This is a genomic window from Flavobacterium sp. N2820 (genome assembly GCF_025947285.1).
GTDB lineage: Bacteria > Bacteroidota > Bacteroidia > Flavobacteriales > Flavobacteriaceae > Flavobacterium.
This window is the reverse complement of record NZ_CP110008.1, coordinates 1,594,066-1,617,673: the sequence shown is the minus strand read 5'-3', so window position 1 is coordinate 1,617,673 and position 23,608 is coordinate 1,594,066. Positions and strand designations below refer to the sequence as shown.

20 protein-coding genes are annotated in these 23,608 nt (G+C 31.8%); 14 read left to right on the top strand and 6 right to left on the bottom strand.

Annotated features, from left to right (window positions below; genetic code table 11):
• Positions 1-126 precede the first annotated feature (126 nt).
• From OLM52_RS07765 to OLM52_RS07745, 5 genes are all read left to right on the top strand, one after another.
• On the top strand, positions 127-1,434 hold the full coding sequence (locus tag OLM52_RS07765; protein ID WP_264547971.1) for a TolC family protein: 1,308 nt from the start codon (positions 127-129) through the stop codon (positions 1,432-1,434).
• Positions 1,435-1,480: 46 nt separating this feature from the next.
• Positions 1,481-2,566, top strand: coding sequence for an efflux RND transporter periplasmic adaptor subunit (locus tag OLM52_RS07760; RefSeq protein WP_264547970.1), 1,086 nt, complete (start codon positions 1,481-1,483; stop codon positions 2,564-2,566).
• 64 nt (positions 2,567-2,630) lie between these two features.
• Positions 2,631-5,828 (top strand): efflux RND transporter permease subunit, encoded by a 3,198-nt coding sequence (locus OLM52_RS07755; RefSeq protein WP_264547969.1) that lies wholly within the window; start codon positions 2,631-2,633, stop codon positions 5,826-5,828.
• A 44-nt stretch (positions 5,829-5,872) separates the two neighbouring features.
• Positions 5,873-6,178 carry a hypothetical protein gene (locus tag OLM52_RS07750; RefSeq protein WP_262318733.1) on the top strand — a complete coding sequence of 102 codons (306 nt, stop codon included), beginning with the start codon at positions 5,873-5,875 and terminating at the stop codon, positions 6,176-6,178.
• Between the two features lie 11 nt (positions 6,179-6,189).
• Positions 6,190-6,378, top strand: coding sequence for a DUF2892 domain-containing protein (locus OLM52_RS07745; protein WP_264547968.1), 189 nt, complete (start codon positions 6,190-6,192; stop codon positions 6,376-6,378).
• A gap of 73 nt (positions 6,379-6,451) precedes the next feature.
• On the opposite strand, the gene OLM52_RS07740 is transcribed toward OLM52_RS07745, so the two are convergent.
• From OLM52_RS07740 to OLM52_RS07725, 4 genes are all read right to left on the bottom strand, one after another.
• Positions 6,452-6,754: a YbjQ family protein gene (locus OLM52_RS07740; protein ID WP_264547967.1), complete on the bottom strand. Its 303-nt coding sequence runs from the start codon at positions 6,752-6,754 to the stop codon at positions 6,452-6,454.
• 153 nt (positions 6,755-6,907) lie between these two features.
• Positions 6,908-9,454: a TonB-dependent receptor gene (locus OLM52_RS07735; protein ID WP_264547966.1), complete on the bottom strand. Its 2,547-nt coding sequence runs from the start codon at positions 9,452-9,454 to the stop codon at positions 6,908-6,910.
• The gene (locus tag OLM52_RS07730) at positions 9,455-10,354 is read right to left on the bottom strand and encodes a FecR family protein (protein WP_264547965.1); all 900 of its coding nucleotides are present in this window, start codon (positions 10,352-10,354) and stop codon (positions 9,455-9,457) included.
• A 44-nt stretch (positions 10,355-10,398) separates the two neighbouring features.
• Positions 10,399-10,914: an RNA polymerase sigma factor gene (locus OLM52_RS07725; RefSeq protein WP_264547964.1), complete on the bottom strand. Its 516-nt coding sequence runs from the start codon at positions 10,912-10,914 to the stop codon at positions 10,399-10,401.
• A 302-nt stretch (positions 10,915-11,216) separates the two neighbouring features.
• On the opposite strand from OLM52_RS07725, the gene OLM52_RS07720 reads away from it, so the two are divergent.
• The 5 genes from OLM52_RS07720 (at position 11,217) to OLM52_RS07700 (ending at position 16,334) form a co-directional block, all read left to right on the top strand.
• Positions 11,217-12,248 carry a hypothetical protein gene (locus OLM52_RS07720; RefSeq protein WP_264547963.1) on the top strand — a complete coding sequence of 344 codons (1,032 nt, stop codon included), beginning with the start codon at positions 11,217-11,219 and terminating at the stop codon, positions 12,246-12,248.
• Positions 12,249-12,287: 39 nt separating this feature from the next.
• Complete coding sequence (locus OLM52_RS07715) at positions 12,288-12,758, top strand: hypothetical protein (RefSeq protein ID WP_264547962.1); 471 nt, start codon at positions 12,288-12,290, stop codon at positions 12,756-12,758.
• A gap of 124 nt (positions 12,759-12,882) precedes the next feature.
• Entirely contained in the window at positions 12,883-14,220 is a 1,338-nt protein-coding gene (ffh, locus tag OLM52_RS07710; RefSeq protein WP_264547961.1) for a signal recognition particle protein, read from the top strand.
• A 63-nt stretch (positions 14,221-14,283) separates the two neighbouring features.
• Positions 14,284-15,165, top strand: coding sequence for a bifunctional 5,10-methylenetetrahydrofolate dehydrogenase/5,10-methenyltetrahydrofolate cyclohydrolase (locus OLM52_RS07705; protein WP_264547960.1), 882 nt, complete (start codon positions 14,284-14,286; stop codon positions 15,163-15,165).
• 158 nt (positions 15,166-15,323) lie between these two features.
• Positions 15,324-16,334 carry a TolB family protein gene (locus tag OLM52_RS07700; protein ID WP_264547959.1) on the top strand — a complete coding sequence of 337 codons (1,011 nt, stop codon included), beginning with the start codon at positions 15,324-15,326 and terminating at the stop codon, positions 16,332-16,334.
• A gap of 81 nt (positions 16,335-16,415) precedes the next feature.
• Here the strand turns inward: OLM52_RS07700 and OLM52_RS07695 are convergent, their stop codons facing one another.
• Entirely contained in the window at positions 16,416-16,619 is a 204-nt protein-coding gene (locus OLM52_RS07695) for a hypothetical protein (protein WP_264547958.1), read from the bottom strand.
• A gap of 61 nt (positions 16,620-16,680) precedes the next feature.
• Positions 16,681-18,276 carry a peptide chain release factor 3 gene (locus OLM52_RS07690; RefSeq protein WP_264547957.1) on the bottom strand — a complete coding sequence of 532 codons (1,596 nt, stop codon included), beginning with the start codon at positions 18,274-18,276 and terminating at the stop codon, positions 16,681-16,683.
• Between the two features lie 125 nt (positions 18,277-18,401).
• Between OLM52_RS07690 and OLM52_RS07685 the strand changes: the two genes are divergently transcribed.
• From OLM52_RS07685 to OLM52_RS07670, 4 genes are all read left to right on the top strand, one after another.
• Entirely contained in the window at positions 18,402-20,369 is a 1,968-nt protein-coding gene (locus tag OLM52_RS07685; RefSeq protein WP_264547956.1) for a peptidylprolyl isomerase, read from the top strand.
• Entirely contained in the window at positions 20,370-21,221 is an 852-nt protein-coding gene (locus OLM52_RS07680; protein ID WP_264547955.1) for a hypothetical protein, read from the top strand.
• Complete coding sequence (locus OLM52_RS07675; protein WP_264547954.1) at positions 21,205-22,557, top strand: peptidylprolyl isomerase; 1,353 nt, start codon at positions 21,205-21,207, stop codon at positions 22,555-22,557. The genes OLM52_RS07680 and OLM52_RS07675 overlap by 17 nt, the downstream gene beginning before the upstream one ends.
• Positions 22,558-22,649: 92 nt before the next feature.
• Positions 22,650-23,603, top strand: coding sequence for an AAA family ATPase (locus tag OLM52_RS07670; RefSeq protein WP_264547953.1), 954 nt, complete (start codon positions 22,650-22,652; stop codon positions 23,601-23,603).
• Positions 23,604-23,608: the final 5 nt, after the last annotated feature.

Genomic DNA, 23,608 nt, shown 5'->3' with positions numbered 1-23,608 from the left:
AAAGAGCATCTGAAGAGGTGCTCTTTTCATTTGTAACAAATATTGCAAACCTATGTAACTCTTGTTACCGACTACCTTTTTTTCCGAATGTACATTTGTGACATAAAATAAGAATAAAACTATACTATGAAAAAAGTCAATTTATTAATCGTATTAGGAATGGTAACTGGTGCTGGTTTTGCACAAGATACGCTGACGATTTCAAAAAATGATTTGTTGCAAAAAGTCACAGAGAATAATTTACAAATCAAAGTGGCTGAAAAATCATTTCAATCGGCTAAAGCAGATTATCGTCAATCAAATGCACTTTTTTTACCTAATATCAATGTTTCGCATACTGGAATTTCTACAACGAATCCGTTAATGGCTTTTGGTTCGAAATTAAATCAGGAAGTTTTAATCGCTTCCGATTTTAATCCTGCGTTGTTGAATGATCCTGAAAAAACGCAAAACTTCGCAACTAAAATCGAAGTACAACAACCTCTCTTTAATTTAGATGGTTTATATGGAAGACAAGCCGCTAAAGCAAAAATGGACGCTTTTCAATTACAAACTGAACGAACTAAAGAATATTTAGAATTGGAAGTTTCAAAAGCATATATGCAATTGCAATTGGCTTATAAAGCAGTGAAAGTCTTAGAAAAAGCGAATGTAACCGCACAAGGCAATTTAAAAATGGTTGAAAACTACTTCAAAAACGGAATGTTGCAAAAAACCGATTTGTTAAACGTTCAAGTTCGTATGAATGAAATTACAAATCAATTACAATATGCCAAATCAAATGTGCAAAACGCATCCGATTATTTAGCGTTTTTATTGAACGAAGATATGACTGGAAAAACCTACAAGCCAGCAGAAGCTTTAGATAATTCAATTGCAATTGAAAGTATAAATACAATAATTTCTGATGCAAGAAAAGATATTCAAGCGATGCAAAAATCGTCTGAAGCGTACAAAAAGTTGTTTCAATCTTCAAAATTCGGATTCTTACCTCGATTAAACGCTTTTGGAAGTTATGAATTATATGATCAAAATATTTTCGGAACTTCAGCTAAAGGGTATTTAGTGGGTGCGCAATTATCATGGAATGTTTTTGATGGATTTAAAACCATTGGAAAAACGCAAAAGGCAAAAGCTGATTTTGAAAAAGCCGAAATTGAAACTGAACAATACAAAAAGCAAAGCCAGTTAGAATTGAGTAAAACCAATCGTCAATTGCTAGATGCAGAAAACAAAGTGAATTTGTCCAAATTGGCTTTTGAACAATCGCAAGAAGCTTTTAGAATTCGTCAAAATAGATTCACACAAGGATTAGAAAAAACAACCGATTTATTAATGGCTGAAACGCAAATGGCACAAAAAGAATTAGAGCATTTGCAAGCCGTTTTCGAATATAACTTTACCAAACAATACTTACAATTTTTAACTAAGTAAGAGTAAGACTAGAGTAGTAAGAATTAAGACTAAAAACAACAACATTATGAAAAAAATAATAGCAATACTAACAATCGCATCACTAATCTTAACCTCTTGTGGAAGTGATAAAAAAGAAAATGTAGCTGATTTACCTGTAATTCCTGTAAAAGTGGCTGGAAATTCTGGAAATTCTAATAGCCCATACATAACAGCAAGTGGAAAAATTGAATCGGAAAACAGTGCCAATTTGAGTACTAGAATGATGGGGTATGTGACCAAAGTAAATGTAAAAGTGGGACAAAATGTTTCGGCTGGACAACTCTTAGTAAGCATCAATAATACCGATTTACAAGCTAAAAAAGCACAAGTTGACGCATCCATCACACAAGCAACTGCAGGGTATAACAATGCTAAGAAAGATTATGATCGTTTTGTGAATTTGTTTGCACAACAATCAGCTTCGCAAAAGGAATTGGACGATATGACAGCACGTTACGAAATGGCAAAAGCTGGTTTAGAAGCAGCCAAACAAATGCGTAATGAAGTGATGGCGCAGTTTTCTTATTCGAATATTACAGCTCCATTTTCAGGAACGGTAACTAATACTTTCGTAAAAGAAGGCGATATGGCCAATCCAGGAATGCCTTTAGTAAGTATTGAAGGCGCTTCAAGATTGCAAGTAACGGCAATGGTTTCAGAAAGTGATATTTCGAATGTAAAAAACGGAATGCCAGTTAAAATCAACGTGAAATCTTTAAATAAAGAAGTTGCTGGAAAAGTTTCTGAAGTGAGTTTATCTGCAAAAAATACAGGTGGACAATATTTGGTGAAAGTAACTTTAGACAAAATGGATAAAGAAATTTTATCGGGAATGTTTGTCAACGTTCAATTTCCAACCGCTAAAAAAGAAACAACTACTGCGAAATCTGATGTAGTAATGGTTCCAGAAACTGCTTTAGTAAAACAAGGTCAATTGACAGGAATTTACACTGTAGGAAGCGGCAATGTCGCAATTTTAAGATGGTTACGAATCGGAAAAACATTCGGGAATCAAGTAGAAGTTTTATCAGGATTAGCAGCAGAGGAACAATATATCGTTTCAGCTGAAGGAAAATTATTCAACGGAGCTAAAGTTCAATTAGCCAATTAATCAATTAGCCAATATGTCAATTAATTGGCACATCGACACATTGTCTCATTAACAAATTAGAATCATGCAAGAAGGTATATCAGGTAAAATAGCCAATTTTTTCATCAACTCAAAACTAACCATTTTATTGATGGTAGCGTTGATGATTATTGGTACATACAGTTCGTTCTTAATTCCAAGAGAAGAAGAACCACAAATTAATGTTCCTATGGCCGACGTAATGGTGGGTTATCCAGGTGCAAGTCCAAGCGAAGTAGAAAGTAGAGTGATTAAACCGCTTGAAAAAGTAATTTCAAACATCAAAGGAGTAGAGCACATTCACAGTATGGCCATGAACGGTCAGGCCATGATGGTGGTGCAATTTTATGTGGGTGAAAACAGCGAAGATTCGTATGTAAAATTATACGACGAATTGATGAAACACCAAAATATGTTTCCACAAGGTGTTTATCAACCCATGGTGAAAACGCGTTCTATTGACGATGTTCCGATGTTAGGATTAACACTTTGGAGCGAAAAATACGATGATTTTCAATTGCGTCAAATAGCAGAAGAAGTTACTTCGGAAGTTGAAAAAGTAAAAGACGTTGCGATTACGAAAGAAATTGGTGGAAGAACACGCGAGCTAAAAGTAGTTTTAGACAAAGATAAAATGGGCGAAAATGGTGTAGATGCGTTGAGCATTATGCAAATGATTCAAGCCAATAACGGAAGTTCGCAATCAGGAAGTTTTGTGCAAAATGACACCGAATATTTAGTCACTACAGGTAAATTTTTAGCCTCTTCGGAAGATGTAGAAAACTTGGTGGTTGGCGTAAATAACAATATGCCCGTTTATCTAAAACAAGTTGCATCCATTCAAGACGGACCACAAATACCTAAGAATTATGTTTCTTTTGGATACGGAAAAGCGAATGAAAAATTCTCAAAACACAATTCAGAATATCCTGCCGTAACCATTTCTATTGCAAAAGTTAAAGGTGCTGATGCAATGAAAATTTCAGAAAAAATTCTGGAACGAGTAGAAGCTTTAAAGAAAAATGTAATTCCGTCTGATGTACACGTTGAAGTTTCTAGAAACTATGGTGAAACAGCATCGCACAAAGTAGGTGAGCTGTTATTACACTTAGGTGTTGCCATTATTGCAGTAACTGTTTTAGTAATGTTAGCTATGGGCTGGAGAGGCGGATTAGTAGTGTTTTTCTCCGTTCCATTGACCTTTGCATTGACTTTATTTAGTTATTACCTATTGGGATATACGTTAAATCGAATCACGCTTTTTGCCTTAGTTTTTGTGGTAGGAATTGTAGTGGACGACAGTATTATTATTGCCGAAAACATGCACCGCCATTTTAAAATGAAGCGACTGCCGTTCAAACAAGCGGCTATTTATGCGATTAACGAAGTAGGAAACCCAACCATTTTAGCGACTTTTACTGTAATTGCAGCTATTTTGCCAATGGCTTTCGTGTCAGGCATGATGGGACCATACATGAGTCCGATGCCAATTGGTGCTTCGATTGCGATGATATTATCGTTGTTTGTAGCTTTGACCGTTACACCTTATTTGGGTTATCATTTATTACACGAAAAAGACGAACAAGAACACAAAGAAGAACAAGGTTTAGAAACCTCATGGATTTATAGAATTTACAAAAAAATTGAAGAACCACTTTTAGATAATTCTAAAAAACGTAATCTAATGTTTTTGGTAACAGGTGTTTTGTTAATCGGTTCGGTTTTAATGTTTTTTACGAAATCAGTTGCGGTGAAAATGTTGCCTTTTGATAATAAAAACGAATTCCAAGTCGTAATCGATATGCCAGAAGGAACTACGTTAGAACGAACTGCAGCGGTTACAAAAGAAATTGCGCAATATCTTTCAACAGTTCCTGAAGTAGTGGATTATCAAAATTATGTAGGTGCATCTGCTCCAATAACATTTAACGGTTTGGTGCGTCATTATGATATGCGTGGTGGAAGCAATATGGCTGATATTCAGGTGAATTTACTACACAAAGAAGATAGAGATTTACAAAGTCATGATATTGCAAAAGTGGTTCGTCCAGAAGTGCAAAAAATTGCAAAAAAATATGGGGCGAATGTAAAAATCGTTGAAGTGCCACCAGGACCACCTGTTTTATCTACGTTAGTTGCTGAGGTGTATGGACCAAATTATGAAGACCAAATCAAAGTTGCGAACCAAGTTAAAACCATTTTGGAAACTACTTCTGATGTAGTAGATACCGATTGGATGGTAGAAGCACCTCAAGTAGAATACAAATTAGAAGTAGACAGAGAAAAAGCCATGTTAAACGGAATTGCTCCGCAACAAGTCGTGGGTAACTTAACGTATTTGTTAAGAGAAATGCCAGTTTCTAATTTATACGATGAACGTTCAAATAATCCTGTGGGTATAACGCTTTCATTAGAAGACAAAGACAAAACTTCGATTCAAGATATTCAAAATTTGAAAATAAAAGGCAGTCGAGGCAATGTAGTTCCTGTTAGCGATTTGGTAAAAGTTACAACTGATACATTACAAAATACGATTTACAGAAAAGACCAAAAACGCGTGGTGTATGTTTTAGCTGATATGGCGGGTGCATTAGAAAGTCCGGTGTATGCGATTTTAGGAATGAATGAGAAGTTAGAAAAAATGCAATTGCCAAAAGGGTATAAAGTAAACGAATTGTACATGGATGCTCCAACAGATGAAAGTGATTTCACCGTAAAATGGGATGGCGAATGGCAAATAACCTTAGAAGTATTCCGTGATTTAGGAGCTGCTTTCTTAGTCGTAATTATTGTGATTTACATGTTGATTGTAGGTTGGTTTCAAAACTTCAAAACACCTTTAGTAATGATGGTGGCAATTCCACTTTCATTGGTTGGAATTGTATTAGGTCACTGGGTTTTAGGTGCATTCTTTACAGCAACTTCGTTCATTGGAATGATTGCTTTAGCCGGAGTTATGGTTCGGAATTCGGTCTTACTGATTGACTTTATCGAAATTCGTTTGAACGATGGAATTCCAATGAAACAAGCTATTATTGAAGCTGGAGCTGTTAGAACTACACCAATTTTATTAACTACTGGAGCGGTTGTAATAGGTGCGTCAATCATTTTGTTTGATCCAATTTTCCAAGGATTAGCGATTTCGTTAGTTGCAGGTGCAATTGTTTCTACCTTATTAACATTAATTGTTGTTCCATTGATTTATTACATCACGGAACGCAAAAAATGGGAGAAAAATAATTAAATTATGACATTCTGAACTCGTTTCAGAATCTAAAAAATAAAAACATGAAACTAGTAGTAATCACAGCAATAGCAGAGTTTGAAAAAGACATCAAAAAAATGCTTAAAGAAGCGAAAGTTAAATCGTATTCGTACAGAGATGTAAAAGGTTTTAGAGATGCTTCAGAGGAAAGTGTAGAATCTAATTGGTTTGGTTCAGAAATGAATGAAACAGAATCAATCGTTTTTTATGCTTATGTTTTAAAAGAGAACGTGACTATTTTATTTGATTTAGTCAATAAATTTAATACGCATCAAGAGTCAACTTCACAGGTCCATTTGGCCGTTTTAGCAGTAGAACAATATAATTAAAATCAAAGAGTATGATAAACAGATTAATAAGAGCAATAGCAGGAACCTTCATTATTTTAAGTGTGCTGTTAGGAATGTATGTGAACGAAAATTGGTTTTGGTTTGCCATTTTTGTTGGAGCCAATTTATTACAATCCTCCATTACCAAATGGTGTTTAATGGAAGATATTTTGAGAAAAGTTTTCAAAATAAAAGACTAATCACAAAGACTAAAAACGCCATTCGATTTTGATGGCGTTTTTGTTTTCTTAACTTTTAAACTAAATGAAAGTATCATTTTTTAATAATACTAACAGCTGTTCCAGTTATCGTTACAGTTACATAATTACTTGTTGTTAGTTCAATATCCACATTAATTCCAACTACAGCATTTGCGTTTAGTTTATTAGCGTTGTCTTTAAGTTCTTGAAAAGCTTTTTCTTTTACTTCTGAAATGCTTTCACTTATTCCTGCATAATATTTTTGAATATTGAAAGTCATTTTCATTTTTTGCATGTTCACAGAAATTCCTGAAACTATGCCTAAGTATTCTGCAATGCTAAAACCTTCTATTGAATTGGTTGTTGTTAGAATCATGTATTTAGTTTTATTTTTAGTTATTTTTTTGAGTGTAAAAAGCAATTATTTTTTTAATTATGCTTATTGGTAAATGTAAAAAAAAAGTATCAACATTTTTCCAAAAATATTGAAATCTCATTTTCAATTACAAAAATATATAACTATAATTCTTTAAAAAGTAAATCTTAAAAAAGCATTTGGAGTTCTTTCTAATGATGAAGTGTTAACTTGTTCAACAATATTGGTATTGTTATTAATTCGATAATGTTGATTGACGCTTATTTTATTATTCAATACATTTTGTATGGAAAAACCTAGATTTAGTTTTGATTTTTTGCCCATATTAAAAGCATAAGAACCTGAAAAATTCACCTGAAAATAGTCTTCTAAATTGGATGAATTTGGCATTTGATAACCCACTGTAGGTGTTTCTGGATAGGTATAAATTGGGGTTGAGCTTGAAGGAAAAGTTGTGGGTCTTCCGGTAAACCATTGTGCACCAATAGCTAGTTTTATGTTTTTAAAATCAGAAATAATGGCTGATTTTAAAGCATGTTTGATTTCAAAATTATTAGAAAAAGTTGCTGGATTCAATGTGTTGAAATCATAATTATTTTCTTGAAAAGTATAACTTATCCATGCAGTAATGGGTTTGAATTGTTTTTGAATTAAAAATTCGGTTCCATAAACGGTGTAATTTCCGCTAGTTTTTACAAATTCAAATTGGTTTTGAAACCCTTGACTCATACTGGTAATTCCATCTACTTTTTTGTAGAAATTTTCCAAAGTTAGCAACCAATTGTTTTTGTTAAATGAAAATCCTAATGATGCTTGATTGCTTTTCACAATTGGAATATCTTCATTATTTGATAAAGTCCATCTTCGTTTTTCGATGCCTAAAAAATCTTGCTGTAAATCTACAATTTGTGAAGTAGTTTGATGTTTGCTTTCACCCATAATTTCCAATTGAAAAAACGGAGTGAATTTATAATTTAACTGAATTCGCGGTTCAAAAATAAAAGTAGAAAACTCCTGAATATAATTTTGTCTAAAGCCAATTCGACCATTAAATTTATCGTTGGCAGAACGGTATTTTAGTTCAGCAATTAGTGCGTGATTTTTTAAAACTTCTTTAATTTTTCTCGAAAAAACAGGCGTATTTACAATATCTACATTTCGAATACCAATTTCATTGAATTGATAGCCATTTAAAAAGGTAAATTTATCCGATAAAATATGACTGTTTTGCAATTTTATTCCTGTATCTAAAATAGTGTTTTCTTGATTAAAAATTTGATTGTTTTCAATCGATTCATTTTCAGAATTAATGTTGTAATAAGAAGCATAAATCGAAATTTCGCTGCTGTTTTTTACGTTCCAATCGGTTTTTAGCAAAGCGTTAACGCCATACGTTTGTTGTTCTAAACAGCTGTATTTTGAAGTTGTAAGATTATTCTCTGTTTTAGTTTGCAACACATCTAAAACGTTACTAATACTCAAAATATCAACAAATAAATCTGTTTTTTGTTTTATTTTTTGATGATATTGTGCGGTAAAATCGTAAAAGTAAAAATCTTCATTTGAATTGTATTTAATATTTTGATTGTCAAAATAATTAGTAACGATAGTGTTTTGAAAAATTTTATTGAAGTAATTTGTGTAGGTTGGAGAAGTTACTAAATCTGTGTAAGATCGTCTTCCGCTAATTTCAATATTTGATTTGTTTGACGTTTTTACTTTTGTATAAAAATCGGCATTAATTAAGTTGATTCCAATAGCGCCTTTAGTGTTTTCTATTGAATCAGCATGGGTTGAAATTAGTACAGAACTCGAAACCCCATCGCCATAAAAAGCAGAAGTTCCGTTTTTAGCAATATTTATTTTGTGGGCCAAATTGGGATTTAAAGAAGAAATTAATCCAAAAAAGTGACCTGTTTGATATAATCTAATGCCATTCCAAAGAAATAAGTTTTGGTCATGTGTTCCGCCTCTTACACTTGTGTTTGAAATGCTTTCATCGGTTGCATTTATTCCCGGAATTTGTTGCATGGTTTGAAAAACGTCGGGTTCTGTTAAGCCAGGAAGTTGACCAATTTTTTTCGGTTTTATTTCATATGTTCCATTACTTTTTTTAGTAATACCTTTGGTTAAATACGTTTGAGCAATTACGTTTTCTAAAGCTGTTGTTATATTTTTTAAATATAATTTTGGACAATTTTCAACATACAAAAAAGACGATTGAATGAGTTCCGATTTGTAATTCAAATGTGAAATTTCAATTGTATTGGCTGATTTTGTTTTTAATTCAAAAAAGCCATTTTTATTAGTAATTGTATAGGTATTTGTGCCTGTAACCAAAAGGGTTGCGTTTTGTATAGGTTCTTTAGTTTCTTCGTCTAAAAGATAACCACATAACGGTTTGTCTAGCTTTTGATTGTTGATGACAGAAATATATTTTTCAGAAATAAATTCAAATTTTAATTGTGTTTTTTCAGAAATATAGTTTAGTTTTTCTTGAAGTGTAAATGAGTTTGCAGGCGGAATTAATTTAAAAATAGCAATTTCTTCTTCAATAAAATTAAAATTTACATTGTGTTTTTTGCTAATATTTTCAAATATGTTTTTCAATACAATAGCCTTGTCTTTATTCTGTGCACGAAGCGGCAAAACAAAGACAAATAAGCTAAAAATAACTATTAAAAAACGATTATAATTCATTTACTTTTTTACTAATTCAAAACTCGTTTCGCTTGATTTTTTAATTTGTAAATGATAGGTTGAGGCAATTATTTGTAATGCTATTTCTAAATTATCACTTGGGATTTTTCCAGTAAATAATTGTTCTGTTTTAATGGTGTTTGTTTTTATTTTTACATTATATGTTTTTTCAATATCAGCAATAATGGTTTGTAACATTTGATTTGTAAAACGCATTTCAATAGTATTTGAAGTCCAATTTGGTTTTAGTAAATTGGTCTTTCCTTCAATTTTAGCTTCATTTTCAAAAGAAACTTGCATACCTTTTGTTAAAATAAGTTCCTCATTTTTGTAGTTTACTTTTACTTTTCCCTCGTAGCAAGTAACTTCAAAGGTATTGTCTTTTGAGTTTACATTAAATTGTGTTCCTAAAACAGTGACTTTCCCTAAATTAGTGTTTACTTCAAATGTTTTTCCTTTTGCAACTTTAAAGTAAGCTTCACCTTTTAAATCGATAATTCTGTTGTTTTTCCAAAACCATTTTTGGTATTTGATTTCAGAATTATTATTTATTGCAACTTCTGAATTATCGGGTAATTTTATGACAGGGACTACATCATTTGTACCATAATAAGTCACATTGTTGTTTTCATATGCAAAGAATAATCCTAACCCAATTACTAACACAGCAGCAATACGAGCGAGCCAATTTTGTTTTAGTTTGATAACTTTGGTTGTTTTTTTAGTAGTAACAACGTTACTTAACATTTTATCTTGGTCGAATTCAGGAGTTTTCAAGCGAGCCGAATTTTCTTTGATTTTTTCATACAAAGCAAAGTCCGGATTTTGTTTAAATTCGGCTAATTCTTCAGCAGTTAGTTCGTTGTTAAGCCATTTGGCTAATTTGTAATCTTCGTCCATAATTTTTGTATTACAATATAGTAACAAGTGTATTGTTTTTTACCCTACTTAAAATTTTCAATTTCTTTTTTTAGTTCAATTAGCGCTAGGTGAATTCGTTTTTCAACCGCTTTTACACTAATATTTAGTTCAAGTGCAATTTCGGCATATTTTTTACCGTCAATTCGATGCATCAAAAAAGCAATGCGTTGCGTTTCATTAATTTTATTAATAGCTTTTAATAGTTTAGATTCAAATTGTTCTTGTTCTAATATATGTTCTGGATTTTCGTTGGTTCTATCGCTTATACTGTTGTTTTTTTCATAAGTCAAAACCACTTTATGGTGTGCAATGGCATTTAATGAATTATTAGTAGCAATAGTATAAACATATGATTTGGCTTTTTCTAATGGAACATCTTTGCAGTTTTGCCATAATTTTATAAAAGCTTCTTGTGTGGCATCTTCTGCCTGATCAGTATTGCCAAATTTGTAGTAAAGATAGTTTCGTAAACCTTTTGCATGACTTTTAAAAAAAGTTGAAAAAATATTTTCTTGACAAATAGAGGTGTTTTCGGACATTATGAGTTGAATTACTAAAATAAAATAAACTTTTGGTAGGGTTTTTTAAAAGTAGGTTGTTATATCTGTACCTACAAATATAATGAATTTTTGATTTAAATGATTTGAGTTATGGCAACAATTATTAAAAAAGTAATTCGAAAAAATGAGCAATCGATTTATAGAATATCACAAATTGCGATATGGATTTTTAATTTTTTATTAGTACTAACATTGCTCGTTTTAAAATTATTTTAAAAAATAGGTAGGGTAAAATTAGTTTGAATTGTTTTAGCAATATAAACCCCAAAAAAATATAAGTTATGAAACTAAAATATGTATTGAATTTAAGTCTTATAGGCTTGTTTTTAATGTCTTGTCAAACTGAAGAAAATGAAGTTATTCAAGATCCAAATCAGAATTTATCAAATGTTTCGCCTTTAACAACTTTGATGACAAGGGTGACTCAAAATCCAACATCGGGTGATAACATAATGGACAATTCAAGTTGTTTTAGTGTTGTATTACCTGCAACTGTTATTGTAAATGGTCAAAATATAGTAGTTTCAACACAAGCCGATTACCAAACAGTTCAAGATGCCATCGATGCTTTTTCAAACGATGATGATATTGTAAATTTTATTTATCCCATAACAATTCAGTTTCAAAATTTTTCAACCCAGGTTTTACAAGATTCAGATGATTTAGATGATGTAATAGATGATTGTGGTGAAGACGATGGTTTCGATGAAATAGATTGTATAAGTTTTAATTTTCCAATAGTAATTAATGTTTACAATGCTAATAATCAACTTGCAAATACTATTACAATCAATAATAACACAGATTTGTATAATTTCCTAGAAAATTTAGAAGACAATGAATACGTAGCCATTCAATATCCTATTTCTTTAATTGATTCAAATGGGGTTAATGTTACCATAACGAGCAACGATCAATTAGAAGATGTCATCGAGGATTCAATTGACGATTGTGATGATTCTCCTTCTGGAGGAGGTAGCTCTACATTAAGTTCAATTATTGTTGAAGGAACATGGTATGTATCTTATTTCTTTGATGATACAGATGAAACTTCAGATTATGCAGGATACAATTTTACGTTTAATGTTTCTGGAACTGCAACGGCAGTAAAAAATACTACTACAATAAATGGATCTTGGTCAAACTACATTGACAGTGGTGATGAAAAATTAGAATTTTCATTTGACGGAAGTGTTCTTGATGAATTGGAAGATGATTGGGAAGTTACAGAATATTCTGCAACCCAAATAAGATTAAAAGATGTAAGTGGAGGAGGAAGTGGTACAGATTATTTATATCTAACAAAAAATTAAAATTACAAACAAACTTTAATAAATTAAAATTTTAAAATTATGAGAAAATTAACTTTAATTCCATTGTTGTCATTGATTTTTATGTTAAACGTTGCGTCTACTTGTTCAAGTGATGATAGCCCTAATTCTAGTGCAGATCCTGCACCTGTAATTAATACTGTTACATCTGGAACATGGACAGTAACTTTCTTTGAAGATGATGGTGTAGACGAAACCTATCATTTTACGGGTTATAATTTTACTTTTGGGGCTTCAAATGTATTAACTGCAACAAATGGTACAAATACATACACAGGAACTTGGTCTGTAACTAACGATGATAGTAATGATGATGATAGTCCAAGTAGTAGTGATTTAGATTTTAATATTTTCTTTGCTTCACCTGCAAATTTTAATGATGAATTATCAGATGATTGGGATATTTTATCAAGAACAGATACTAAAATTGAATTAGTAGATGTAAGTGGAGGAAATGGAGGTACAGATTATTTGACTTTAGAAAAAAACTAAATTTCATACACTTTTTGCCACAATTAAGCCAATCATTAAGATTGGCTTTTTTATTTAAAACAAACCACTTTGCAACTTTATAACTTTATGTTATCTTTGCACTTCATTACACAAAACCACAATTATGTTTGATAATTTAAGCGATAAATTAGATAAGGCTTTTCATATTTTAAAAGGGCATGGTAAAATTACCGATGTAAATGTTGCCGATACTTTGAAAGAGGTGCGCAGAGCATTATTGGATGCCGACGTTAACTTTAAAATTGCTAAAGATTTTACGACAAGAGTAAAAGAAAAAGCAATAGGTGAAAACGTATTAACTACGTTGCAGCCTGGTCAGTTAATGATTAAAATTGTTAAAGATGAGTTGACCGAATTAATGGGTGGTGATGCGGCTGGAATTAATCTTTCTGGAAATCCTACTGTGATTTTAATGTCGGGTTTACAGGGTTCTGGTAAAACTACTTTCTCAGGTAAATTAGCAAATTTTTTAAAAACTAAAAAGAATAAAAAACCTTTATTGGTAGCTTGTGATATTTATCGTCCAGCGGCAATTAATCAGTTGCATGTAGTAGGTGGGCAAATTGGTGTTGAAGTATATTCAGAGCCAGAAAATAAAAATCCGGTAGAAATTGCTCAAAACGCGATCAAGCACGCTAAAGCAAACGGTTTTAATGTTGTGATTGTCGATACAGCGGGTCGTTTGGCTGTGGATGAAGAAATGATGAACGAAATTGCAAACGTTCATAAAGCAATTGAACCACACGAAACATTATTTGTTGTGGATGCTATGACAGGTCAGGATGCCGTAAATACAGCAAAAGCCTTCAATGATAGATTAAATTTTGACGGAGTTATTTTAACGAAGTTAGATGGTGATACCCGTGGTGGAGCAGCAATTTCGATTAAATCGGTAGTAAACAAACCAATTAAATTCATCGGTACAGGTGAAAAAATGGAAGCTATTGATGTGTTCTATCCAAATCGTATGGCCGATAGGATTTTAGGGATGGGAGACGTTGTTTCCTTAGTAGAAAGAGCGCAAGAGCAATACGACGAAGAAGAAGCAAGAAAATTGCAAAAGAAAATCGCCAAAAACGAATTTGGTTTTGACGATTTCTTGGCGCAAATTCAGCAAATAAAAAAAATGGGAAACATGAAAGACTTAGTCGGAATGATTCCTGGAGCTGGAAAAGCATTGAAAGATGTAGAAATTGAAGATGATGCATTCAAACACATCGAAGCAATCATTCAATCGATGACACCTGCTGAAAGAAGCAAGCCTGCATTAATTGATGTAAAGCGAAAAAATAGAATTGCAAAAGGTTCTGGTACTAAAATTGAACAAGTCAATCAATTGATGAAACAATTTGATCAAATGAGTAAAATGATGAAAATGATGCAAGGTGGCGCGGGTAAAAACATGATGAAAGCCATGGCAGGTATGAAGGGCATGAGATAATATGCATAGACGCGATTTATCGCGTCTTTTTTATAGAATAAACACAACAAACAACACAACAAAATGCAATTATTAGACGGAAAAAAAGTATCGGAAGATATTAAAAATGAAATTGCGGCTGAGGTAGCCCAAATGAAAGTTAATGGTGAAAAAGTTCCACATTTAGCAGCAATTATTGTAGGTAATGATGGTGCTAGTTTAACATATGTAGGAAGTAAGGTAAAATCATGCGAACGTGTTGGTTTTGAATCCACTTTAATAAAAATGCCAAGCACTACTTCAGAAACTGAATTATTGAAAAAAATCAAAGAATTAAATGAAAATGATGATATTGATGGATTTATAGTTCAGTTGCCTTTGCCGAAACAAATTGATACCCAGAAAATCATTGAAGCCATTGATCCTAGTAAAGATGTAGATGGTTTTCATCCAGAAAACTTTGGAAAAATGGCATTAGATATGTCTACTTTTATTCCAGCAACACCTTTTGGAATTTTAGAATTATTAGAGCGCTACAATGTTCCAACAGATGGTAAACACACTGTTGTTATTGGGAGAAGTCATATTGTAGGTCGCCCAATGGGTATTTTAATGGGAAGAAAAGGGTTTCCAGGAAATTCTACCGTAACCGTTACACATAGTCATTCTAAAAACATCAATCAGATTACTTCACAAGCCGATATTATTATTTCTGCATTAGGAGTTCCAAATTTCTTAAAAGCAGAAATGGTAAAAGATGATGTAGTTGTAATTGATGTGGGTATCACTAGAGTAGAAGATGAAACTACCGAAAAAGGTTATAGAATTGTTGGCGATGTAGATTTTGAAAATGTATCTAAAAAGGCTTCATATATCACACCAGTCCCTGGCGGAGTTGGACCTATGACAATAGCTATGTTGTTAAAAAATACTTTATTGGCAAGAGAACAAAAAAGAAATAAATAGTAGAATTAATTACTATATAGAAAGGGTCTGAAGTTTTTCAGGCCCTTTTTTGTTGTATGCTTTTTTGTGTAGAACATATTCTTAGTGTTAAAACATATTGATTATTCTTAATAATTTTTTGTTATATTTGTTAATATAATCAAATAAATTATAAATTTATGAAAAAAACAATTATTGTCTCCAGTGTTGTTGTAGCGTTAATTCTAACTTCTTGTGCTACTTCTAGTCCTGCCCCTGTCAAATTATCTGGTCCTCAAGTTACCGCTAGTGCAAAAGAATTGGTTCGGATTACAGATGATATCGTTGCTGAATTTCAACCTTCTTTATCGCCAAATGGAAAAAAATTATTATATGTAATTAGAGATGATGCAAATGATAATTTTAATAAATGGAGTATTAGACTCAAAAATGATGTTATGCTTCCGGGATTTACTCCATTAATTGGAAACAAGACAGACAGACCATCATGGATAGATAATGAAAACTTTATTTTCACATATTATGCTTCTAAGCCTACAATAGCTGTTACAAGTATTAATAAGTTAGGGTTAACTTATATCGGACAAAATGCTTATGGTGATTTTGATGCAGACGCGAGTGTTTCTCCTGATGGAAAAAAAATTGTTTTAACCACCACTTTGCAAGATACCAGAAACATTTGTTTAGTAAATAGAGACGGTAGTAGTTTTACGGTACTTTCTGAAGGAATAAACCCAAAATGGAGTCCTAAAGGAGATAAATTACTGTACACAAAATTATCTGGAGATTTTTATCAATTATTTGAATTGGATTTGAAATCGTTCCAAAGTACACAAATCACAACAGGTGAGCAGCATTCTACAAATGGTGCTTATTCTCCAGATGGGAAGCATATCGTGTTCATTGGAACAAAAGACAAGTTTAGTCATCTTTTTGTGATGAAAGTCAATGGAACTTCTTTAACGCAAATTACTAGTGGTGCGTCAAATGAAACACAACCTTTTTGGGGTGTAGATGGTAATATCTATTTTTCTTCTACAGCAGGTGCACGTCAGCCAGAAAAAGTAAGTAACAATAAATTTGCATCTGTATTTGCTAGAACATCTAATAATAGTGTAAGTCAAGAGCAGTCTGCATTTTCATATCCATATACTGATATTTGGAGAGTACAACCTTTAATTGTAGAATAAAGAGGTTGTTTTAAAAATTTAGATTGTCAATAAATAAAAAAAGGTATTTCGTTAGAAATACCTTTTTTTTATAATAAATTTTTAATCTTGATTCGAATTAATTTGTTTTCTAAAATGCAAAAAAGCAAAAGAAATACCCAAAATAGTTAGCCATATTAGCCATGTATTAATTGGAGCGGCTGGTGGATCTTCATCTGCAGGTGGGTCGAAAGGTTGTGCTACACCTACAATGCTAGTCAATGCCATTACTAAGGTAGCATGAAATTTAAATAAATTTGATTTCATATTTCTGTTTTAGGGGGTTGGGGGCAACTATTGTATAATTACATGCAATTATACTAATAAATTATCTTTTTTGAAAATCTGATGTAAAAAATAATTCTACTGTAGGATATTTTTGCTGAGTCATTTGTATTGAAAATTCACTATCAGCTAAAAAAACTAATTGACCATATTTGTCAGTCCCCATAAATTTTTGCTTAACTCTTTTAAATTCTGCAAATTCAGTGTTTTTTGGATCTTGTGGTTTTACCCAACAAGCTTTAAATGCAGGGAAGTTTTCATACGTACATTTAGCGCCATATTCGTGTTCTAAACGGTATTGAATTACTTCATATTGAAGAGCGCCAACGGTTCCAATAACTTTTCTTCCGTTCATTTCAAGTGTAAATAACTGCGCAACTCCTTCGTCCATTAATTGGTCAACTCCTTTTTCTAATTGTTTTGATTTTAATGGATCGGCATTATTAATATATCTAAAATGCTCTGGTGAAAAACTCGGAATTCCTTTAAAATTCATCTTTTCACCTTCAGTTAATGTATCACCAATTTTGAAATTTCCAGTATCATGCAAACCAACAATATCTCCAGGATAAGAAATGTCAACAATCTCTTTTTTCTCTGCAAAAAAAGCATTTGGGCTAGAAAATTTTAAATTTTTCCCCAATCTCACATGCAAATAAGGCTTGTTGCGTTCAAAAGTTCCCGAAACTACTTTCACAAATGCAATTCTGTCTCTATGCTTTGGATCCATGTTTGCGTGAATTTTGAACACAAATCCGCTTAATTTTTCTTCTTCTGGTTGAACTAATCTTGTGTCAGATTCTTTGGGTCTTGGTGTTGGAGCAATTTCAACAAAACAATCTAACAATTCTCGAACACCAAAATTATTCAAAGCCGAACCAAAAAATACAGGTTGTAATTCGCCCGAAAGATATTCTTCTAGATTAAATCCAGGATATACCTCTTCTATTAACTCTAATTCTTCTCGTAAACGCTGTGCTGGTTTTTCACCTATGATTTTTTCTAACTCTGGATTGTTAATGTCGTTAAATGCGATGGTTTCCTCAATATTTTTTCTGCTATCACCTTCAAAAAGATTGATATTTTTTTCCCAAATATTATAAATCCCTTTGAAGTCATATCCCATTCCAATAGGAAAACTCAATGGAGTTACCCGAAGTTTTAATTTTTGTTCTACTTCGTCCATCAAATCAAAGGCATCTTTACCTTCACGGTCTAATTTGTTGATAAAAACAATCATTGGGATATTTCGCATTCTACAAACTTCAACTAGTTTTTCGGTTTGCTCTTCAACCCCTTTGGCTACATCAATTACAACAATAACGCTATCTACCGCGGTTAAGGTTCTAAAAGTATCTTCTGCAAAATCTTTGTGACCTGGCGTATCTAAAATATTGATTTTTTTATCTTTATAAATAAAAGCCAATACAGATGTGGCTACCGAGATTCCTCTTTGACGTTCAATCTCCATGAAATCAGAAGTTGCGCCTTTTTTTATTTTATTACTTTTTACAGCTCCAGCTTCTTGAATAGCTCCTCCAAATAAAAGTAGTTTTTCGGTTAGAGTTGTTTTACCAGCATCTGGGTGTGATATAATTCCAAAGGTTCTTCTTCTTGCTATTTCTTCTGTAAAGCTCATGTGTTATAATTTTGTGCAAAAATAACTTTTTTTGCAGAATTTTCTGTTAATACTCGTTGATAAATGTTGTGGAATAGTCTTGAATTGTTATTTTTGTCGATTACAACTTAAAATGTATGAATTATATGAAAATTAGTCGTCTGCTTATTTTTGTTTTTTTACTGACACAAACATTTCTTTCTGCTCAAAATAAAGAAATTTTGTTTACAATTGATAATCATCCGTATTATACAGATGAGTTTGTAAGGGTTTATAATAAAAATTTAGATTTAGTAAAGGATGATTCGCAAAAAGATTTAGATAAATATTTAGAGTTATTTTTAGGTTATAAGCTCAAAGTTGAAAAGGCTAATAAAATTGGATTACAAAATTCATCATCTTATCAAAATGAATTAAAATCCTATAGAAATCAGCTTTCAAAAAATTACATAAACGATTCGAAAGTAACCAATGAATTAGTGAACGAAGCCTATAATCGTATGACTAAAGAGATTCGTGCTTCGCATATTTTGGTGTTAGTTGATGAAGGTGCATCGCCAGAGGATACTTTAAAAGCCTTCAATAAAATCAAGGATATTAAGAATAGATTAAATGCAGGAGAAGATTTTGTAAAAGTTGCCCAACAATTTTCTGAAGATCCATCAGTGAAAGAAAATAATGGCGATTTAGGTTATTTTACTGCTTTTAGAATGGTTTATCCGTTTGAAAATGCGGCTTTTAATACCAATGCAGGTGAAGTTTCTAAACCTTTTAGAACACGTTTTGGATATCATTTAGTAAAAGTTGTAGACAAGCGAGAAAATAGAGGTGAAGTTACAGTTGCTCACATTATGATTGTAAAACCTACTACAGCAGATGCTCCATTAGAAGCCAAAGCAAAACAAACTATTGAAGAAATTTATCAAAAAATTCAACAAGGTGAAGGTTTTGAAAGTTTAGCGTCTCAATTTTCTGAGGATAAATCTTCAGCTTCTAAAGGCGGTGTTTTACAACGATTTGGTGCGGGACAATTAAGTTCGGAAGAATTTGAAAATGTTGCATTTTCGCTTCAAAATAAAAATGATATTTCTAAACCATTTCAATCGCAATTTGGATGGCATATTATTAAGTTAATTGATAAACATCCCGTTCAATCATTTGAGGAATTGAAAAATGAATTGGAAGATAAGGTTCGAAAAGATGAGCGTTCGATGTTGATTACTAATTCGTTAGCTAAAAAGTTAAGAGCAAAATACACACAAACTAAAGATAAAAAAGTGTTGGCTTCCGTAAAAAAAGCAGTTACAGAAGATTTTTATGCACAAACTTGGGAATTGCCAACCAATTTAAAAGACTTCGAAGCAACTCTTTTGACTATTAATAAATCAAAACAAATTTCGGCAAATGAATTTTTAAACTTTATTCAAGTACAACAAAAATCTAAGCTTAAGACTAAACCCGTTTCAAAATTAGTTGATGAATTATTTGAAAAATTTATCGACGATCAAGTAACAGCATATTACAATGACAATTTAGAAAATGAATTTCCAGAATTTAAATATGTTATGGATGAGTATAGAGATGGTTTATTGTTGTTTGATTTAATGGAAAAAGAAATTTGGACAAAAGCTAAAACAGATTCATTAGGTCTGTCAAATTACTTCAATCAAAACAGTAAAAATTATCAGTGGAAAAAACGATATAATGTAAATATCTTTTCCTCAACAGATAAGGAAGCTATTGAAAAAGCAAAGAAGTTTTTGGAAAAAGGAAAATCTATAGATTATATTAAGGAAAAACTTAATAGTGACGGTAAAATTAATATCATGGTAAAATCGGGTCTTTTTGAAGAAGATTATGATATTTTGCCTCAGTATTCTAATTTATCAAAAGGAGTTTCAGATAGGGTTTCAAAAGATCAATATCATTTTGTAGTGGACGTTTTAGAAGTAAAAGATGTTGAAAATAAAGTGCTCTCAGAATGCAAAGGAAAAGTAGTAAATGATTACCAACAATATTTAGAAAATAACTGGGTGAATGAATTGAAAAAAGAGTTTGATGTTAAAATCAATTCAAACACTTTTGATGCTGTAAAAAAACAATTGCAAAAATAAATGAAGATTTGGATTCAAATAGTTTTACTTTCATTATTGGTTACTTCTTGCGACTATTTTAAAGCAGCAAAAGAACCAAAAGCCATTGCGCGTGTTGGAAAAAGTTATTTGTATTTAGACGATATTGCTAATTTAGTTCCAAGCGGAACTTCCAAAAAAGACAGTATTGCAATTGTAAAATCATTCATAGATAGATGGGCAACTCAAAAATTATTATTTGAAGCTTCTGAGCGAAATATTAGCAAGGCAAAAGTTGCAGAATTCAATGCACTAATTGATCAATATAAAGTAGATTTGTATACCAAAGCCTATTTAGAAGATTTAGTAATTAGGCAAATTGATACCGTTGTTACTGAAGCACAAATTGAAAGTTATTACAATGCAAATAAGCAATTTTTTAAAAATTCTTCGGAGTTGGTAAAGATGCGTTATATCAATTTAGTTAAAGAAAATCCAAAATTTGCGAATATTAAAGCAAAGTTTAGTTCCTTTACCAAAAAAGATATCAAGGAGTTAGAGCAACAGGCTGTTAAGTTCAAAAGTTATGCTTTTAATGACTCCATTTGGGTAGATATCAACCAAGTGTATGAAAAATTGCCGTTTGTAAATATTGAAAATAAAAATAAATATATTTCAAGTGGAATAAATTTTGATTATCCTGATTCAACAACTGTATGGTTAGTAAAGGTTAATAAAGTATTGCCTAAAGATAGCCCTACACCGTTAGAATTTTTAAGACCAACAATAAAACAGATTATCATAAATAATAGAAAATTAGAATTAATAAACACATTAGAAAAAGAGATTACCAATGATGCAATCAATGACAATAAATATGAAATTTATAAATAAGCAGTTCATTTTACCATTTTTAATACTAACAACTTCTATCGCTTTTTCGCAAAAGAAAGAAAAAGTTGATGGAGTAATTGCCGTTGTGGGCGATTATATAGTGTTGGATTCTGATATTGATCAAGAATTCATTCAGTTAAGAGCGCAAGGAATTGATACAAAAAATATCACGCGTTGCGAATTATTTGGAAAACAATTGGAGGATAAGTTATATGCTCACCAAGCCATTCAAGATAGTATTGTAGTTACAGATGCCGAAGTGAATAGTTATATGAATGAGCAAATCGACGCCATGGTAGAACAAGTTGGTGGAATGGATAAAGTGCTAACGTTTTACAGAAAGAAAAACGAAGAAGAGTTTAGAAGTTATTTCTATGATATCATCAAAATGAATAAGTTAACTTCTCAAATGCAAAAGAAAATTATTGACGAAGTTTCAATTACACCAGAAGAAGTTAGAAATTTCTTTAAAGGAATTCCTGCTGATGAAATCCCAACATTTGGCGCCGAAATGGAAGTAGCTCAAATTGTTGTTAAACCTATAATCACAGAAGACGAAAAGAAAAGGGTTGTAGAAAAGTTAAACGAAATTCGTCAAGAAGTTTTGGCGGGTTCAAGCTTCTTTAGTAAAGCAGTTTTATTTTCAGAAGATCCAGGTTCAAGTTCAAACGGAGGTTTTTATAAAATGAATAGAAAAACTGCTTTCGTAAAAGAATTTAAAGACGTTGCATTTAGTTTAGGTGAAGGTGAAATTTCTGAACCTTTTGAAACAGAATTTGGTTACCATATTATTATGGTTGAAAAAATCAAAGGACAAGAAGTTGAATTACGTCATATACTGATTTCGCCAAAGGTTTCTTCACAAGCAATCAAAGATGCGAAAGAGAAAATCGATATCATTAGAGCAAAAATTGAAAACAAAGAAATTACTTTTGCAGATGCAGCTAAATCATCTTCAGACGAAAAAGAAACAAGAAATAATGGTGGTGTTTTGTTAAATCCAAGAACAATGGAGCCAAGATTTGAATTGACAAAAATGGATCCAGCTTTGTATGCACAAGTTTCTGAATTAAAAGATGGACAGGTTTCAATGCCAATTTTAGATGAAGAACGTGGTGGAGGGAAATTCTATAAAATAATCACTGTTAATAATAGAACTGAAGAACATCAAGCCGATTTTTCTAAAGATTATTTAAAAATCAAAGAATTGGCACTTCGCGACAAGCAAATCAAACAAATTGCAAAATGGACCGAAGAAAAAATTAAAGAAACATATATCAAAATTAATGACGATTATAAAGATTGTGAATTCACAAATAACTGGTTAAAAAAATAAATTAAATTGCCCTTTGAATTTTCAGAGGGTTTTTTATAAGTTTTTTTCTTATTTTAGTCAATTAATAATTCAATTCAAATTTCAAATTCAATATGTCAGAAGTAGCAGCCATTCAAGAATTAGTTCAAAGACAAAAGGCGTTAAAAAATGAAATTGCTAAAGTAATCGTTGGGCAAGATGAAGTTGTACATCAAATTATTTTGAGCATTTTTTCAGGAGGACATGCTTTATTGGTAGGTGTTCCTGGATTAGCAAAAACGTTAATGGTAAATACTATTTCGCAAGCTTTGGGCTTAGATTTTAAACGCATTCAGTTTACACCAGATTTAATGCCTTCGGATATTTTAGGAAGTGAGATTTTAGATGAAAACCGTCAATTTAAATTTATAAAAGGACCGATTTTTTCAAATATCATCTTAGCCGATGAAATTAATAGAACACCACCAAAAACTCAGGCAGCTTTGTTAGAAGCAATGCAAGAAAGAGCTGTTACTGTTGCGGGTCATCATTATAAATTGAGTTTGCCTTATTTTGTTTTGGCGACTCAAAATCCAATTGAACAAGAAGGAACTTATCCGTTACCTGAAGCACAATTAGACCGTTTTATGTTTGCTATTAAATTAGATTATCCAAGTTTTCAAGAAGAAGTTGATGTGGTAAAAGCAACAACATCAGATTTAAAACCAGTGGTAAATCCATTGTTTTCTGCACAAGAAATTATCGATTTTCAAAACGTAATCCGAAAAATTCCTGTGGCTGATAACGTAATTGAATATGCGGTTTCCTTAGTAAGTAAAACACGTCCTGATAATCCATTGTCAAATGAATTTGTAAAAACATATATCGATTGGGGTGCTGGTCCACGTGCATCTCAAAATTTAATTTTAGCTGCGAAAACCAATGCCGCTTTTAATGGGAAATTCTCTCCAGATATCGAAGATGTTCAAGCGGTTGCAACCGGAATTCTTCGTCACAGAATTGTAAAAAACTATAAAGCCGACGCCGAAGGAATTTCGGAAGAAGATATTATCAAAAAGCTGTTTTAAACAGC

Bases quoted from the DNA above. Each gene is read 5' to 3' on its own strand.
- OLM52_RS07765 (WP_264547971.1), top strand. From the start codon at position 127: ATGAAAAAAGTCAATTTATTAATCGTATTAGGAATGGTAACTGGTGCT.
- OLM52_RS07760 (WP_264547970.1), top strand. From the start codon at position 1,481: ATGAAAAAAATAATAGCAATACTAACAATCGCATCACTAATCTTAACC.
- OLM52_RS07755 (WP_264547969.1), top strand. From the start codon at position 2,631: ATGCAAGAAGGTATATCAGGTAAAATAGCCAATTTTTTCATCAACTCA.
- OLM52_RS07750 (WP_262318733.1), top strand. From the start codon at position 5,873: ATGAAACTAGTAGTAATCACAGCAATAGCAGAGTTTGAAAAAGACATC.
- OLM52_RS07745 (WP_264547968.1), top strand. From the start codon at position 6,190: ATGATAAACAGATTAATAAGAGCAATAGCAGGAACCTTCATTATTTTA.
- OLM52_RS07740 (WP_264547967.1), bottom strand. From the start codon at position 6,754: ATGATTCTAACAACAACCAATTCAATAGAAGGTTTTAGCATTGCAGAA.
- OLM52_RS07735 (WP_264547966.1), bottom strand. From the start codon at position 9,454: ATGAATTATAATCGTTTTTTAATAGTTATTTTTAGCTTATTTGTCTTT.
- OLM52_RS07730 (WP_264547965.1), bottom strand. From the start codon at position 10,354: ATGGACGAAGATTACAAATTAGCCAAATGGCTTAACAACGAACTAACT.
- OLM52_RS07725 (WP_264547964.1), bottom strand. From the start codon at position 10,914: ATGTCCGAAAACACCTCTATTTGTCAAGAAAATATTTTTTCAACTTTT.
- OLM52_RS07720 (WP_264547963.1), top strand. From the start codon at position 11,217: ATGAAACTAAAATATGTATTGAATTTAAGTCTTATAGGCTTGTTTTTA.
- OLM52_RS07715 (WP_264547962.1), top strand. From the start codon at position 12,288: ATGAGAAAATTAACTTTAATTCCATTGTTGTCATTGATTTTTATGTTA.
- ffh (WP_264547961.1), top strand. From the start codon at position 12,883: ATGTTTGATAATTTAAGCGATAAATTAGATAAGGCTTTTCATATTTTA.
- OLM52_RS07705 (WP_264547960.1), top strand. From the start codon at position 14,284: ATGCAATTATTAGACGGAAAAAAAGTATCGGAAGATATTAAAAATGAA.
- OLM52_RS07700 (WP_264547959.1), top strand. From the start codon at position 15,324: ATGAAAAAAACAATTATTGTCTCCAGTGTTGTTGTAGCGTTAATTCTA.
- OLM52_RS07695 (WP_264547958.1), bottom strand. From the start codon at position 16,619: ATGAAATCAAATTTATTTAAATTTCATGCTACCTTAGTAATGGCATTG.
- OLM52_RS07690 (WP_264547957.1), bottom strand. From the start codon at position 18,276: ATGAGCTTTACAGAAGAAATAGCAAGAAGAAGAACCTTTGGAATTATA.
- OLM52_RS07685 (WP_264547956.1), top strand. From the start codon at position 18,402: ATGAAAATTAGTCGTCTGCTTATTTTTGTTTTTTTACTGACACAAACA.
- OLM52_RS07680 (WP_264547955.1), top strand. From the start codon at position 20,370: ATGAAGATTTGGATTCAAATAGTTTTACTTTCATTATTGGTTACTTCT.
- OLM52_RS07675 (WP_264547954.1), top strand. From the start codon at position 21,205: ATGAAATTTATAAATAAGCAGTTCATTTTACCATTTTTAATACTAACA.
- OLM52_RS07670 (WP_264547953.1), top strand. From the start codon at position 22,650: ATGTCAGAAGTAGCAGCCATTCAAGAATTAGTTCAAAGACAAAAGGCG.